The organism is Pseudomonas sp. Leaf59 (assembly GCF_920984685.1).
Classification (GTDB): Bacteria; Pseudomonadota; Gammaproteobacteria; order Pseudomonadales; family Pseudomonadaceae; genus Aquipseudomonas.
Map to the genome: position 1 here is coordinate 23,867 of NZ_CAKLBR010000022.1, position 14,051 is coordinate 37,917.

The 14,051-nt window shown below is 63.7% G+C and carries 18 protein-coding genes; 5 read left to right on the forward strand and 13 right to left on the reverse strand.

Features of this window, described 5'->3' with window-relative positions:
* Positions 1-120 precede the first annotated feature (120 nt).
* Entirely contained in the window at positions 121-2,010 is a 1,890-nt protein-coding gene (locus LUB09_RS20170; RefSeq protein ID WP_231423536.1) for a TonB-dependent receptor domain-containing protein, read from the forward strand.
* Between the two features lie 14 nt (positions 2,011-2,024).
* Here the strand turns inward: LUB09_RS20170 and LUB09_RS20175 are convergent, their stop codons facing one another.
* The 12 genes from LUB09_RS20175 to nrdR all read right to left on the reverse strand — a co-directional run bounded on the left by LUB09_RS20175 (position 2,025) and on the right by nrdR (position 10,698).
* Positions 2,025-2,375, reverse strand: a complete 351-nt coding sequence (locus LUB09_RS20175) for a hypothetical protein (RefSeq protein ID WP_231423537.1) — start codon at positions 2,373-2,375, stop codon at positions 2,025-2,027.
* A gap of 127 nt (positions 2,376-2,502) precedes the next feature.
* A complete protein-coding gene (locus LUB09_RS20180) occupies positions 2,503-3,303 on the reverse strand; it encodes a cobalamin-binding protein (protein ID WP_209985316.1) in 801 nt (266 codons plus the stop codon).
* Entirely contained in the window at positions 3,300-3,719 is a 420-nt protein-coding gene (locus tag LUB09_RS20185; protein WP_209985320.1) for an MFS transporter, read from the reverse strand. Before LUB09_RS20185 ends, LUB09_RS20180 begins: the two co-directional genes overlap by 4 nt.
* Positions 3,716-4,333, reverse strand: a complete 618-nt coding sequence (gene ribA / locus LUB09_RS20190; protein WP_003232505.1) for a GTP cyclohydrolase II — start codon at positions 4,331-4,333, stop codon at positions 3,716-3,718. Before ribA ends, LUB09_RS20185 begins: the two co-directional genes overlap by 4 nt.
* A gap of 128 nt (positions 4,334-4,461) precedes the next feature.
* Positions 4,462-5,187: a substrate-binding periplasmic protein gene (locus LUB09_RS20195; RefSeq protein ID WP_209985323.1), complete on the reverse strand. Its 726-nt coding sequence runs from the start codon at positions 5,185-5,187 to the stop codon at positions 4,462-4,464.
* A gap of 54 nt (positions 5,188-5,241) precedes the next feature.
* Positions 5,242-6,207 carry a thiamine-phosphate kinase gene (thiL, locus tag LUB09_RS20200; protein WP_231423538.1) on the reverse strand — a complete coding sequence of 322 codons (966 nt, stop codon included), beginning with the start codon at positions 6,205-6,207 and terminating at the stop codon, positions 5,242-5,244.
* Positions 6,208-6,225: 18 nt separating this feature from the next.
* Positions 6,226-6,726, reverse strand: coding sequence for a transcription antitermination factor NusB (nusB, locus tag LUB09_RS20205; protein WP_003232499.1), 501 nt, complete (start codon positions 6,724-6,726; stop codon positions 6,226-6,228).
* Positions 6,723-7,199 carry a 6,7-dimethyl-8-ribityllumazine synthase gene (gene ribH, locus LUB09_RS20210; protein ID WP_231423539.1) on the reverse strand — a complete coding sequence of 159 codons (477 nt, stop codon included), beginning with the start codon at positions 7,197-7,199 and terminating at the stop codon, positions 6,723-6,725. The genes nusB and ribH overlap by 4 nt, the downstream gene beginning before the upstream one ends.
* Before the next feature lie 88 nt (positions 7,200-7,287).
* Complete coding sequence (ribBA, locus tag LUB09_RS20215) at positions 7,288-8,379, reverse strand: bifunctional 3,4-dihydroxy-2-butanone-4-phosphate synthase/GTP cyclohydrolase II (RefSeq protein ID WP_209985329.1); 1,092 nt, start codon at positions 8,377-8,379, stop codon at positions 7,288-7,290.
* 15 nt (positions 8,380-8,394) lie between these two features.
* Complete coding sequence (locus LUB09_RS20220) at positions 8,395-9,057, reverse strand: riboflavin synthase (RefSeq protein WP_209985332.1); 663 nt, start codon at positions 9,055-9,057, stop codon at positions 8,395-8,397.
* Positions 9,058-9,103: 46 nt separating this feature from the next.
* Complete coding sequence (gene ribD / locus LUB09_RS20225; protein WP_209985335.1) at positions 9,104-10,231, reverse strand: bifunctional diaminohydroxyphosphoribosylaminopyrimidine deaminase/5-amino-6-(5-phosphoribosylamino)uracil reductase RibD; 1,128 nt, start codon at positions 10,229-10,231, stop codon at positions 9,104-9,106.
* Positions 10,228-10,698, reverse strand: a complete 471-nt coding sequence (gene nrdR, locus LUB09_RS20230) for a transcriptional regulator NrdR (protein ID WP_003232491.1) — start codon at positions 10,696-10,698, stop codon at positions 10,228-10,230. The genes ribD and nrdR overlap by 4 nt, the downstream gene beginning before the upstream one ends.
* 140 nt (positions 10,699-10,838) lie before the next feature.
* Between nrdR and LUB09_RS20235 the strand changes: the two genes are divergently transcribed.
* The 3 genes from LUB09_RS20235 to trxA all read left to right on the forward strand — a co-directional run bounded on the left by LUB09_RS20235 (position 10,839) and on the right by trxA (position 12,970).
* The gene (locus LUB09_RS20235) at positions 10,839-11,294 is read left to right on the forward strand and encodes a YbaY family lipoprotein (RefSeq protein ID WP_003232489.1); all 456 of its coding nucleotides are present in this window, start codon (positions 10,839-10,841) and stop codon (positions 11,292-11,294) included.
* Entirely contained in the window at positions 11,291-11,947 is a 657-nt protein-coding gene (locus LUB09_RS20240; protein ID WP_209985338.1) for a class I SAM-dependent methyltransferase, read from the forward strand. Before LUB09_RS20235 ends, LUB09_RS20240 begins: the two co-directional genes overlap by 4 nt.
* Positions 11,948-12,097: 150 nt before the next feature.
* Positions 12,098-12,970, forward strand: a complete 873-nt coding sequence (trxA, locus tag LUB09_RS20245) for a thioredoxin (RefSeq protein ID WP_209985342.1) — start codon at positions 12,098-12,100, stop codon at positions 12,968-12,970.
* Here trxA and LUB09_RS20250 read toward each other — a convergent pair.
* The gene (locus LUB09_RS20250; RefSeq protein WP_209985345.1) at positions 12,967-13,311 is read right to left on the reverse strand and encodes a hypothetical protein; all 345 of its coding nucleotides are present in this window, start codon (positions 13,309-13,311) and stop codon (positions 12,967-12,969) included. The two genes, trxA and LUB09_RS20250, sit on opposite strands and share 4 nt — an antisense overlap.
* A gap of 131 nt (positions 13,312-13,442) precedes the next feature.
* Between LUB09_RS20250 and LUB09_RS20255 the strand changes: the two genes are divergently transcribed.
* On the forward strand, positions 13,443-14,048 hold the full coding sequence (locus LUB09_RS20255; protein ID WP_231423540.1) for a DUF2796 domain-containing protein: 606 nt from the start codon (positions 13,443-13,445) through the stop codon (positions 14,046-14,048).
* Positions 14,049-14,051 lie beyond the last annotated feature (3 nt).

Consider the following 14,051-nt stretch of genomic DNA (forward strand, 5'->3'; position numbering starts at 1 on the left):
GAGGGGGCTTGCTCCCGATAGCAGTGGGTCAGCGACATTCGAGTTGAATGACCCACCGCAATCGGGAGCAACCCCCCTCCCACATTGGTTTTGGGTTAACTTTCAATGCTATGGACAGCCATGAAGCCTCTTCATCTTGCCCTCCTGCTTCTGCCCGCCTCGGAGCTGCTCGCCGCCAGCCGTGACGATGCCCTCAATCTCCCCGACGTGGTGATCAGCGCCAACCGCCAGGTCCAGGCCCGCAATGACAGCAGCGCCGCCAACACGGTGTTCACCCGCGACGACATCGTCCGCCTGCAACCCACCAGCCTCACCGACCTGCTCAGCCGCGTCCCAGGCGTGCAAATCGCGCGCACCGGAGGGCGTGGCAGTTTGCCGGGCGTCTACATCCGTGGCACGACATCCGCACAAAGCCTGGTGCTGGTGGACGGTCAGCGCATTGCCAATGCCACGTCCGGCGACAGCGGCCTGCAATACCTGAATGTCGACCAGATTGAGCGGGTGGAAGTGCTGCGCGGCTCACGCTCGGTGATCTACGGCAGTGATGCGATTGGCGGGGTGATCCAGGTATTTACCCGGCGTAATGCCGAGCAAGGCCTGCAACCGCGCCTGAAGCTGGGTTTTGGCAGCAACCAGAGCTGGGAGCGCAGCGTCGGTCTGTCTGGTGGCGACGAACACACGCGCTTCAACCTCGGCGCGAGCCTGGATGAAACGGCTGGCATCAACTCGAGCCATGAGTCGTTTGCCAGCGACGGCGACCGCGACGCCTACCGCAACCAGTCCGTCAGCCTGAACCTCAGCCATTCGTTCAGCGATGACTGGGAAGCGGGTTTCAACCTGTTGGATAACCATGGCAAGTCGGAATACGACAACAGCTTCGGCCGCTACGACCTTGCCACCGGGCAAAGCGTCGGACAAAAGCCCTACACCGACTACACCGTGAGCAGCGCCAGCGGCTACGTGGATGCGAGGCTCAGCGAGGGCTGGCAATCGCGCCTGGAACTGGGCCACAGCGAAAACCGTGACACCAAGCGCGACACCCTCAGCGATGATTTCAGCGTATTCAACACCTACCGCGACTCGCTCAACTGGCAGAATGACCTGACGCTCAATGACCGCAACAGCCTGATCCTCGGCGGCGACTGGTACGAGGACCGCTTCCACGGCTCCACCACCTTCAGCGAAAACAGCCGCTGGAACCGCGCAGTCTTTGTGCAGCATCGCTTTCACGGCGAGTGGTTCTCCACCGAGCTGGGCCTGCGCCGCGATCAGAACCAGCAGTTCGGCAGCCAGAACAGCTGGAGCGGCACCCTGAGCGTACCGATCAACCCCGACAACGACGTGCTCTTGAGCTACAGCGAAGGCTTTCGCGCGCCGACCTTCAACGACCTCTATTACCCGGATACGCAGTACAGCAACCCCAACCTGCGGCCCGAAACCTCAAAGAGCTACGAGCTGCAATGGCGCAGCCAACTGTCTGACCACGCCCGCCTGGAAGCGTCGCTGTACCGCACGAACTTGAGCGACGCGATCATTCTGGACAGCACCAGCAAACCGCAGAACGTCGCCTCGGCGCGCATCAATGGCTTTGAAGCGGCGCTCAAGCAGGAGCTGTTCGGTTGGCAGGGCAATGTGGGCGTTTCATTCATCGACCCGCGTGATCGCGATACCGGCCACACCCTGGCCCGTCGCGCGCGCCGCACGTTAAGCCTGGATCTGGACCGGCAATTTGACGCGTTGGGCGTGGGCGCAAGCTGGCAGGCAATCAGCAACAGCTACAACGCTCAAGACAATCAGGACCGCCTGGGCGGTTACGCGCTGCTCGGGTTGCGCAGCAGGTGGGCGGTCACGCGCGAAGTCAGCGTTTCGCTCAACGTCGACAACCTGCTCGACCGCCAATACGCCCGCGCCCGCTACAGCTACAACGCAGCGGACTTTTCCAATAACCAGAACTACCGCGAAGAAGGCCGCACCTGGATGCTGGGCCTGACCTGGACACCTCGGTTGTAGCGACCCGGCAACCTTTAGCGGACAGACGCCTTGCCGGCATCCAGATAACCTTCCTTGATTGCCCGTTCACAGCCTATGAACCCGTACGCGCCAACACGGCCCGCGTCGGTAATGCCGACGTAAAAGTCCTGTTTTTTGCCTTTGTTTTCCAGCTGGTAGTCAAGGCACTCCAAAACACCGTTGCGCGCCGCGATAACACGCCGGGGCTGCTGGATCGCAAGCATGTCCTGCTTCGTGGCGCCACCTGCGTAGATTCTGGTGGGAATAGCGTGGTCGTTGAAATTCATGATCGTAGAGATACCTTCCAACGTGCTGCACCCGGTCAGCAAAATGGCGGCGCAACTACCAATGATCAAACGTCGCATGGTCACCTCCTGTTATTGAACGATCGCTATGCAGTACGCATCGCGCGCAGCAGCGTAGCGTCACATCGCCGAAATCACCCGACCGACAAGTCTCAATAACAGGTAGGAAAACGTTTACCGTGCGTGCCTACTCACGTTGCGGCGCAATCAACTCGCAGAGTTTGGCCACCGCGTCGACCATCTGGCCGCTGGGCCGCTCCAGGCCTTTATCGGGCACCTGCAGCAAGCGCCCTTGCGCTACCGCGGCGATCTGCGGCCAGACCTTCCAGGCTTCCAGTTGAAGCTGATCCCCCGCCACGATCACCTCAGGGTTGCGCTGCAGTACCGACTCGACGCTGACCTGCGGTGCCGGCAGCGTAAGGTCGTCGAACACGTTGCGCGCCCCGCACACCGCCAGGGCATCACTGATGATCTGCCCACCGCCCACGGTATACAGCGGCTGATTCCATACCTGATAAAACACCCGCAGCGGTTCGGCGCGCTGGTAGCGCTGGCGCAATTCAAGCAGGCGCTGGCGCAGCCGGGTGGCGAGCTGACGACCTGCGTCGGCACGGCCCACCTGCTCGGCAATGGTCTGCACTTGGCTGGCCAGTTGCTCAAGGCTGTGGGGTTCAGCGACGTACACGGGGATCTTCAGGCGTTGCAGCTGCTCACGCTGGCCCGGGCCGACGCTGCCGGGCCACAGCAGGATCAGGTCGGGTTGCAGGCTCAGCAGGCGCTCCATGTCCAACTGCCCGTAACGCCCGACCGAGGGCACGTTCGCCAGCGCCGCCGGGCGCTCGCCGCCATCGAGCACGCCCACCAATACATCGGCGGCGCCCAGTTCCAGCATGATTTCAGAGAGTGACGGCGCCAGGCTGACGACGCGCTCGGCGGCCAATGCCTGGGCACTGAATGCCAACAGCAGCGCCAGCCAGTAGCGTTTCATCCCAACTGACGCGGAATGCGGTAGAGATAAAACAACACCGTCGTCGACAGCGCCAGCAGGAACAACGGCACCGCCTCCAGACCGACGAACACCGCCAGCGCGCCGATCCAGGCAGGCAGCGCCGCCACCAGCAAGGCCGTGCGTCGACGGGCCGCGAGGGTAATCCAGGCGGCGGGTTCTTCGGCGGTGTCGAGGGCTTTGGAGGTGACGATCAGCGCCTGTTTATAGCCATGAAAATAGCGCAGGCTGAGAAACATCGAGGCCACGCCGGCAATGAACAACGGCATGGCCAGCATGGGCAGCAGGGATTGGGCGCGGCCGAACACCAGGTTGATCACGAACAACGGCAGCAAGGCCAGGGCCAGGTACTGCCACCAGTTGATGGACAGTCGCCGTTTCACCTGGCCGCGAGTCACGCGCGGTCGACCTCGCCCTGGTGCTCGTTGCCCATCATGTGGTCAAGCTTGCTGGCCTTGGTCGCCAGGTAAAGCTTGTTGTGCGGGTTGTGCCCGGTGTGCAGCGGCACACGCTCGGCAACGGTGATGCCCATCTCGGTCAGGGCCTTGACCTTGCGCGGGTTGTTGGTCATCAGGCGCAGGGATTTCACCCCCAGGTGCTCCAGCATCGGCAGGCAGATCCCATAATCGCGCTGATCGGCGGCAAAACCCAGGCGCTCGTTGGCTTCAACGGTGTCGGCGCCGCCGTCCTGCAACTCATAGGCGCGGATCTTGTTCATCAGGCCGATGCCCCGGCCTTCCTGGCGCAGGTACAGCAACACGCCACGGCCTTCGCGGGCGATGGCCTGCAACGCCGCTTCCAGTTGCGAACCGCAGTCGCAGCGCTGGCTGAACAAGGCGTCGCCGGTGAGGCACTCGGAGTGCACACGGCCCAGCACCGGCTCGCCATCAGCGATATCGCCCAGGCTCAGCACAACGTGCTCGCGCCCGGTGGCTTCTTCGAGAAAGCCGTTCATGGTGAACGTGGCAAAAGGGGTAGGCAGCTTGGAAGCGGCGACGAAAACGACGGGCACCGTGTGCTCCTGATTTCAGATTTCACAGAGGCGGGCATTGTACAGCAGGTTCCGGCAGACGCTTAAGTTGAATGCGCGCTGATCAAGATCAATCGGTTCGATTGGCCTTCGCCACGGTTCTATGCACGTCAGAACGGATACGGCAGCTTCCAGCGCTGAAAGATCGGCTTCAGCTCGCCGCTTTTAACCAGCGCGGCCATGCGCTGGTTATATACCGCCATCAATGCTCGCCCGCGCTCGTTGTCGGCAAAGCCCACGTAGAGCGGCAGTTCGATGATGGGGGTGAGCCTGAATTTTCCGGGATCGTCGGCCTGGCTGAGAACGTATCGGGCTTCGGTGAGCGAATCGATATAGAAGTCGGCGCGACCGTGCTCCAGCATCGGCAGGATCCCGTCGCGCCGCTGAATCTGGTTGAAGCGGTGTACGTTGGGCAGGTAATCCTCGTATTTATAGCCACGCACCCAGGCCAGACGGTAATTGCCCACCGTCGCCGGGGTCGGCGCCGGTGTAGTGGAAAGCCCCAGGGCGTAGACGTGATCGGCGTCGAAGGGCAAATCCGGGTACAACACGCCTTCGGTTTCGTCATGGTAGGAACCGACCCAGCCGTCCACTTCTCCGCGCCGGGTCAGGCCGACCGAACGGGTGTACGGCACACTGCGGGTTTGCAGGGCGATGCCGGCGGGCTCGAACACCTGGCGCAATACGTCCCAACCCAGGCCGCTACCGTCGCGGTTGGTGTAATTGTCCCACTCCTCACTGGCCAGCGTGATTTTTCCCGGCACCGGCGATTCGTGCGCGTGCACCAGGGGCGCCACGACGCAAAGGAGGATCAGCAGCCAGCGGCGCACATCCATGGTGACGGTCTTCCATAGGTATTAATGGATTAAAGGGTAGCGCAGGTCGCCGGACTACGGCGCTTCATGAAAATGCTGATAGCCACGAACCCGCGGGGTAACGTCGTGCCCATCGGCATCCAGCAGCGTCACGCCCTGCCCCGCCGCGACCCGACCGATCACATGGATCGGCCAGCCGGCGGCCAGCAACGGCGTCAGCTCGGCCGCCGGTAACGTAAACGCCAGCACGTAATCATCACCACCACTCAACGCGGCCACACGGGCCTCGTCATCGCCGACAAACGCCAGCAAGGCTGCAGACAACGGCAGCGCCTGACGCTCGATCAACAGGCTGACCGCCGACGCCCTGGCGATATGCCCGCAGTCGGCCAACAGCCCGTCGGAGATATCCATCGCCGAGGTCGCCTTGCCGCGTAGCGCCATACCCAGGGCCAGCTGCGGTTGCGGCGACCAGTAATGGGCCAGCAGCGGATCGGCAATGGCGGCATCCGCCGTGCGCTGGCCCAGCACCAACGGCAAAGCGCCGGCGGCATTGCCCAGCTCGCCGCCCACGCAGAGCAGATCATCCGGCTGCGCGCCGCTGCGGGTTAATGCCTGACCGGCCGGCACACGGCCAAACACAGTCAGGGTCAGGCTCAGCGGGCCGCGCGTGGTGTCGCCGCCGACCAACCCAACGCCGCAGTGTTGCGCCATGGCGTTCAAACCCTGGGCATAGCGTTGCAACCAATCGGCATCAACGGTCGGGGTGGTCAGGGCAAGGGTGAATGCAAGGGGGCTGGCGCCCATGGCGGCCAGGTCGCTCACCGCCACGGCCAACGAGCGCTGGCCGAGCAGGAACGGGTCACAGGGGTCGGCAAAATGCACGCCGGCCACCAGGGTATCGGTGGAGACCGCCAGTTGCTCACCGGCAGGCAGCGCCAGCAAGGCGCAGTCGTCGCCGATCCCCAGGGCAATGCCTTCGCCGCCCTGCGCACAGGGCGCGGCGGCGAAGTAATTGCGGATCAGCTCGAACTCGCCCATGCCGGACTCAAGCGCAGATCAGCGCTTGTACGCCTTGACTTCGGCTTCACGCAGGCGCGGGGCCAGCTTGTCGAGCACGCCGTTGACGAACTTGTGGCCGTCGGTGGAACCGTAGACTTTCGCCAGTTCGATCCCTTCGTTGATCACCACGCGGTACGGCACGTCGACGCGCTTGAGCAGTTCCCAGGCGGACAGGCGCATGACGCACAGTTCAACCGGGTCGAGTTCTTCGATGGTCAGGTCCAGGCACGGAGCCAGGGCCGCGTCGATCTCGCTCAGGTTGGCGTGCACACCGTGCAGGATGTCGTGGAAGTACGGCAGGTCAGCGAAGGTGAAGTCGTTGTCGACGCGAAACTGCGCTTCGATCTCGGTCAACGAGGTGCCCGCCATCTGACGCTGGTACAGCGCCTGGGTGGCCAGTTGACGCGCAGCGCGACGCTTTTCGTTTTTCGAAGGCTTGCCGGCGTCCGCAGGGCGCGGGTCGCGTGGGTTGAAGTTGTCGCCGTCGTCGGAAATCACTTGGCCTCCAACTGCGACAGCAGGCTGACCATTTCCAGGGCGGACAAGGCAGCTTCTGCGCCCTTGTTGCCGGCTTTGGTGCCGGAACGTTCGATGGCCTGCTCGATGGAATCCACGGTCAGCACGCCGAACGCGACTGGCACGCCGAACTTCATGGACACCTGGGCCAGGCCCTTGGTGCATTCACCGGCAACGTATTCGAAGTGCGGGGTGCCGCCACGAATCACAGCGCCCAGGGCGATGATCGCCGCGTATTCACCTTGCTGAGCAACTTTTTGCGCAACCAGTGGAATTTCGAAGGCGCCAGGGGCACGGATCAGGGTGATATCGCTTTCGCTCACACCGTGGCGAACCAGGGCGTCCACGGCACCGCTTACCAGGCTTTCAACCACGAAGCTGTTGAAGCGGCCAACCACCAGGGCGTAGCGGCCTTTGGGGGCGATGAAGGTACCTTCGATGGTCTTCAGGGTCATTCGACAAATCTCTTAAAGAGCAGGGACGCGAAAAATGCGTCCCTCAGTGATGTGTTAACCGCGAACAAGGGGCAAAAATCGCCAGGCTTTATTCGGAGGGCACGTATTCTACAACTTCCAGGTCGAATCCGGATATCGCATTAAATTTCATCGGTGCGCTCATCAGGCGCATTTTGCGCACGCCCAGGTCGCGCAGAATCTGCGAACCGGCACCGACGATGCTGTAGGTGGTCGGCGTCTTGATCTTCGAGTGTTCGGCGGTTTCGCGGATATGCGCGAGCAGAACATCGCCATCCACCGGGTTGCCGAGCAGCAGCACGACACCGCTACCGGCCTCGGACACCGCAGCCATGGCGGCGCGCAGGCTCCAGCGACCCGGTTGCTTGACCATCAGCAGGTCGCGCAGCGGGTCCATGTTGTGCACCCGCACCAGGGTCGGTTCGTCGGCGCTGATGCTGCCCAGGGTGAGGGCCATGTGCACGTCGCCTTCCACCGAGTCACGGTAGGTCACCAGATTGAACTGGCCCAGTTCGCTGTCCAGCGGCTGCTCGGCAATCCGCTGAACGGTACGTTCGTGGATCATGCGGTAGTGGATCAGGTCGGCGATGGTGCCGATCTTGAGGTTGTGCTCTGCCGCAAAGGTCTCGAGTTCACTGCGACGGGCCATGGTGCCGTCGTCGTTCATCACTTCGCAGATCACACCGCTGGGCTCGAACCCGGCCATGCGCGCCAGGTCGCAGGCCGCTTCGGTGTGGCCAGCGCGTGCCAGGGTGCCGCCCGGCTGGGCCATCAGCGGGAAGATATGGCCGGGGCTGACGATGTCTTCGGCCCTGGCATCGCGTGCGGCGGCCGCTTGCACGGTGCGCGCGCGGTCGGCAGCGGAGATCCCGGTGGTAACGCCGGTGGAGGCCTCGATGGACACGGTGAACTTGGTGCCGAACCCCGAGCCGTTGCGCGGCGCCATCAACGGCAGCTTGAGCAGTTCGCAGCGCTCGCGGCTCATGGGCATGCAGATCAGCCCGCGGGCATGCTTGGCCATGAAGTTGATGTGTTCAGCCTTGCAGGCCTCGGCGGCCATGATGATGTCGCCTTCGTTCTCGCGGTCTTCGTCATCCATCAGGATGACCATCTTGCCTTGGCGGATGTCTTCAACCAGTTCTTCGATGCTGTTGAGCGCCACGCGGCACCCCCTTGGTCAGGATTTGAGGTAGCCGTTGGCGGCCAAAAAACTTTCGGTGATGTTACTGCCGGTGGGCTCTGCGGCCTTATCGCCCATCAACAGGCGCTCCAGGTAACGGGCCAGCAAGTCCACTTCCAGGTTCACCCGGCGGCCCGGCTGGTAGGACGCCATGATGGTTTCGCTGAGGGTGTGGGGAATGATGGTCAGCTCGAACTCGGCGCCATTCACGGCGTTAACGGTCAGGCTGGTGCCGTCCACGGTGATCGAACCTTTGTGGGCGATGTACTTGGCCAGCTCTTTGGGCGCGCGGATGCGAAACTCCACGGCCCGCGCGTTTTCGCTGCGCGCGACCACTTCGCCGACGCCGTCGACGTGGCCGCTGACCAGGTGGCCACCCAGACGCGTGGTCGGCGTGAGGGCTTTTTCCAGGTTCACCGGACTGCCGGCCTTGAGGTCGCTCATCGCGGTGCAGTCCAGGGTTTCGCGGCTCACATCGGCGGCAAAGCCATTGCCCGGCAGTTCAACGACGGTGAGGCATACGCCGCTCACCGCAATGCTGTCGCCCAGTTTGACGTCGCCCAGGTCGAGCTTGCCGGTTTCAACCAGCAAGCGGATATCGCCGCCTTTGGGGGTCATTGCGCGGATGCTGCCGATGGATTCGATGATGCCGGTGAACATGTCGTTCTCCTGAAAACGGGGGACGGGCGCCTGAGCCCGGTCAGAATTATACGCTCGCTGCTGGCACAGGGATGGCAGTGACTCGCCAGTCGTCGCCCACAGCGCGCATGTCAGTGATCTTGAGTTGGGGGGCGTCGGCCAGTTGCTCAAGCGGCCAGTCCAGCAACGGCCGGGCGGCGGAGCCCAGAAACTTGCCGGCGACGAAAATCACGTATTCGTCCACCAGGCCCTGCCGGGCAAATGCACCGGCCAGGCTTGGCCCGGCTTCCACCAGCACCTCGTTGACGCCACGGGCTGCCAGGGCCACCAGCGCCGAGCGCAGGTCGACCTGCCCCTCCACGCCCGGCACCACCAGGCATTCGGGGCCACGGGGGAATTGGTTTTGCGCGGTGACGCAGGTGATCACCAGCGCCGGGCCGGCCTTGAAGAACGGCGCATTGAGCGGCACGCGCAGACGGCCGTCGATCAGCACGCGCAGCGGCGGGCGCGACATGGCCAGGGCGGTGGTTTCGGGATCGAGGCCGAGTTCGGCGGCGCGCACGGTCAGGCGCGCACCGTCGGCCAGCACCGTGTCGGCGCCGGTCAGTACCACACTGGCCTGGGCGCGCAGGCGCTGCACGGCGGCGCGGGCGGCGGGGCCGGTGATCCATTGGCTTTCACCGCTGGCCATCGCGGTGCGCCCGTCCAGGCTCATCGCCAGCTTCACCCGCACGAACGGCAGGCCATGTTCCATGCGCTTGAGAAAGCCGGGGTTAAGCGCCCGCGCTTCGGCTTCCAGCACACCGCTGCGCACCTCGATACCGGCCTGCGCCAGGCGCTGCATGCCGCGCCCGGCCACTTCCGGATTGGGGTCCTGCATGCCGGCCACAACCCGCGCGACGCCGGCCGTCACCAGCGCATCGGCGCAGGGCGGCGTGCGGCCGTGGTGGCTGCAGGGTTCGAGAGTGACGTACACCGTGGCGCCGCGCGCCTTGCTACCTGCGGCGCGCAGGGCGTTGGGTTCGGCATGGGGTTCGCCGGTGCGCTCATGCCAGCCTTCGCCGACAATCTGCCCGTCACGCACGATCACGCAACCCACGCGGGGGTTGGGATGGGTGGTGTACAGGCCCTTGCGCGCAAGTTCCAGGGCGCGGGCCATGTAGTGAGCGTCGAGCACAGCCTGTTCATTGCTCATTGTTTGGACGGCTCACGCGCCAGGCGGTCGATCTCTTCGCGGAACTCGTTGAGGTCCTGGAAGCGTCGATACACGGAGGCGAAACGGATATAGGCGACTTCGTCGAGCTTTTGCAGCTCGCCCATCACCAGTTCGCCCACCACCAGGCTCTTGACCTCGCGCTCGCCGGTCGCACGCAGCTTGTGCTTGATGTGCACCAGCGCCGCTTCCAGGCGCTCGACACTCACCGGGCGTTTTTCCAGGGCGCGCTGCATACCGGCGCGCAGTTTGTCTTCGTCGAAAGGCTGGCGGCTGCCGTCGGACTTGATCAGACGGGGCAATACCAGTTCGGCGGTTTCAAAGGTGGTGAAACGTTCACCGCAGCCAGACGCCAGGCATTCGCGCCGGCGACGCACTTGATCGCCCTCGGCGACCAGACGCGAATCAATGACTTTGGTGTCGTTGGCACCGCAGAAGGGACAGTGCATGGTTGGCAGGCAACAAAAAATGGGAGGGCCATGGTAGCGCATCCCCGTGGCAAGACAAGCCATAGCCTTTACGGTATATAGGCAGGCTTATATGTTTGTTACCTTTCACGTCACGGATTTAGTCCTTTCTGGAGCTTTACATGCAGTTACGACCACTTGTTTTGCTCACCCTGCTCGGTTTTCTGGTCGCCTGCAGCAGCGAAGCCCCCAAGCCCGCCGCACCGGTGCCTGCGCCCGCGCAGGAGAAAAAAGTGCCGGGCATTGAAGAGGTCGGCCCCCTGCCCGCCTATCAGCGTGAAATCAGCGGCAACCTGACCAACGTGCCGGCCGGCGCCGAAGTCGAGATGGCCCTGCTGGTGATCGACGAACGTTCGCGCCCGCAACAACTGCTCGCCAGCAGCGTGTTGACCGGCAACGGCAAACCCCTGGCCTTCCGCCTGCGCTTCAACCCCGAGGCCTTCCCGGCCGGTGCACGGGTTGAATTGCGTGGCCGCGCCAGCCAGTCCGGCCAGTTGATCCTGCACCTGCCCGCCGTGCGCATCACCCAGGCGATCACCCAGACCACCGGCCCCCTGCAACTCGTCAAGGCGCCATGATTGCACCGCTGGACCTGCAACGCGCCTTGAGCGAACTGATCGGTGACGCGCAACTGCTGCCCTGCGCGCTGCCGGGCACCGCGCTGTCGCTGTGGCTGCTGGACGCCGACAATATGGACCGCGCATTCAGCCAGGAAGAAACCCGGCGCATCCTCCATGAGCCGCCGTACTGGAGCTTTTGCTGGGCCAGCGGCCTGGCTTTGGCGCGCTACCTGGCGGCGAACCCGCAGTGGGTCGCGGGCAAGCGCGTGCTGGACTTTGGCGCCGGTTCCGGTGTGGCCGCGATTGCAGCGGCCAAAGCGGGCGCGCTGGAAGTGGTGGCCTGCGACCTGGACCCGCTGGCACTGGCGGCCTGCCGGGCGAATGCCGAACTCAACGGCGTGGAACTGGGTTATTCGGCGGACTTTTTTGCCGAAACCGATCGGTTCGATCTGATCCTCGTCGCCGATGTGCTGTACGACCGCGCCAACCTGCCGCTGCTGGATCACTTCCTCACCCGAGGCCGGGAAGCACTGGTGGCGGATTCGCGGGTGCGGGACTTTCAGCATGCCGATTACCGGCGGCTGGAGATCCTTGACGCGCTGACACTGCCGGACCTGGCCGAGCCTTGGGAGTTTCGCAGGGTGAGCCTGTACCATTCGCGGCGCGCTTGAGGCCATCGCGGGCAAGCCCGCTCCCACAGGTGGCCGCATTCTTTTGTGGGAGCTGGCTTGCCTGCGATAGCGTCTTGCATGCACTGCGCTTTCAGCCAATGGCGCCAGCCCTTATAGTTGCCATCATTCCCGCTTTATTCGAGACGCCCCATGAGTGAACCCTCCCCATACATCTTCGACGTCACCACCGCCAACTTCGAACAGGCGGTGATTCAGAATTCTTTCGAAAAACCCGTGCTGGTGGATTTCTGGGCCGAGTGGTGTGCGCCGTGCAAGGCGTTGATGCCGATGCTGGCGCAGATCGCCGAGAGTTATCGGGGTGAGTTGTTGCTGGCCAAGGTCGATTGCGAGGCGCAGCCGGACATCGTCGCGCGTTTCGGCATTCAAAGCCTGCCGACGGTGGTGCTGTTCAAGGATGGCCAACCGGTGGACGGGTTTGCCGGGGCACAACCGGAATCGGCGGTGCGCGCGATGCTTGAGCCCCACGTGCAGATGCCGCCACCGGCGGCGGCGGACCCGCTGGAGCAGGCCCAGGCGCTGTTTGCCGAAGGCCGTATCAGCGATGCCGAAGCGCTGCTGGTGACGCTGCTCGGTGAAGACAATACCAACGCTGCCGCGCTGATCCTGTATGCGCGCTGCCTGGCCGAACGCGGTGAATTGGGCGAAGCCCAGGCCGTGCTGGACGCCGTCAGCGGCGACGATCACAAAGCCGCCCTTGCCGGCGCCAAGGCACAGATCACCTTCCTGCGCCAGGCCGCCGACCTGCCGGACGCCGCCGACCTGAAAAGCCGTCTGGCACAGAACCCGCAAGACGACGAAGCGGCCTACCAGTTGAGCATTCAACAACTGGCGCGCCAGCAATACGACGCGGCGCTCGAAGGCCTGCTCAAGCTGTTCATCCGCAACCGCAGCTACAGCGAAGGCCTGCCGCACAAGACCCTGCTGCAAGTGTTCGAGTTGCTGGGCAATGAACACCCGCTGGTGACCGTGTACCGCCGCAAGTTGTTCGCCGCGCTGTATTAATCGCCGACCCAATGGAACAGCGGCGTATCCCCGCCGCTGCTCACCTTGACGCTGGCGCTATGGCGCAGGCGCACCAGCAGGCGCTTGCCCGTCGCGGCATCACCGGCCAAACCTTCCAGTTGATCAAGCAATTCCAGGCCGCTTAACTGCCCGGCCTTGCGCAACAGCGCCTGGGCGTTCTGCCACAGGTCGTCATCCTGTTTAACCGGCGGCACCGCAGCCGGCGTACTCGGCGCCGGAGCGGTCTGTAATTGCGCGCCCAGCCGTGCCCAGTCGCCGTCGTCCAGCTCCAGGGTCAAGTCCACCGGCAGGTCGCCGACGGTTCCACGAATTCGCAACATCGTCTTTCTCCTGCATTTTTTCTGACGGGCATGCTCCCATGCGGCTTGCGCAACGCCAAGCGCGCGGTCAAACTCTCGCCACTATTGTTATAAGATCACATAACAAACCTTTCATGTTCTGGAGCCTTCCCATGCGCCGTCTGCTGCTCGCTTTGCCGTTTGCCCTGCTGCCACTGGCCGTGGCCCATGCCCATGAAGATCATGACCACGAACACGGCAGCCTCGGCGCCCATGAACATGGCGTCGGCCGCCTCAACGCCGTGCTCGATGGCCAGACCCTGGAGCTTGAGCTGGAAAGCCCGGCGATGAACCTGGTGGGTTTCGAACACCTGGCCACCACCGCCGCCGACAAGGCCAAGGTCGCCGCCGCGCGCAAGCAGCTGGAGAACCCACTGGCGCTGTTCAACCTGCCCAAGGCCGCCGGCTGCGCAGTGAGCACGCAGGAACTCAACAGCCCGTTGTTTGGCGACAAGCCTGAAGCCGATCACGACGATGATGCCGATGACCACGCCACCGACGGCAAGGGCGCAGCGGCCCACGAACATCACCACGACCACAGCGAAATCCACGCGCACTACCAGTTCACCTGCGCCACGCCGACGGCGCTGAGCAACCTGGACCTGAGCCAGGTGTTCAAGACCTTCCCCGCCACCAAAAAAATTCAGGTACAACTGATCGGCCCGAGCGGCCAACAAGGGGTCGACGCAACGGCCACAGCAACCACCCTGAAGTTCTGATTG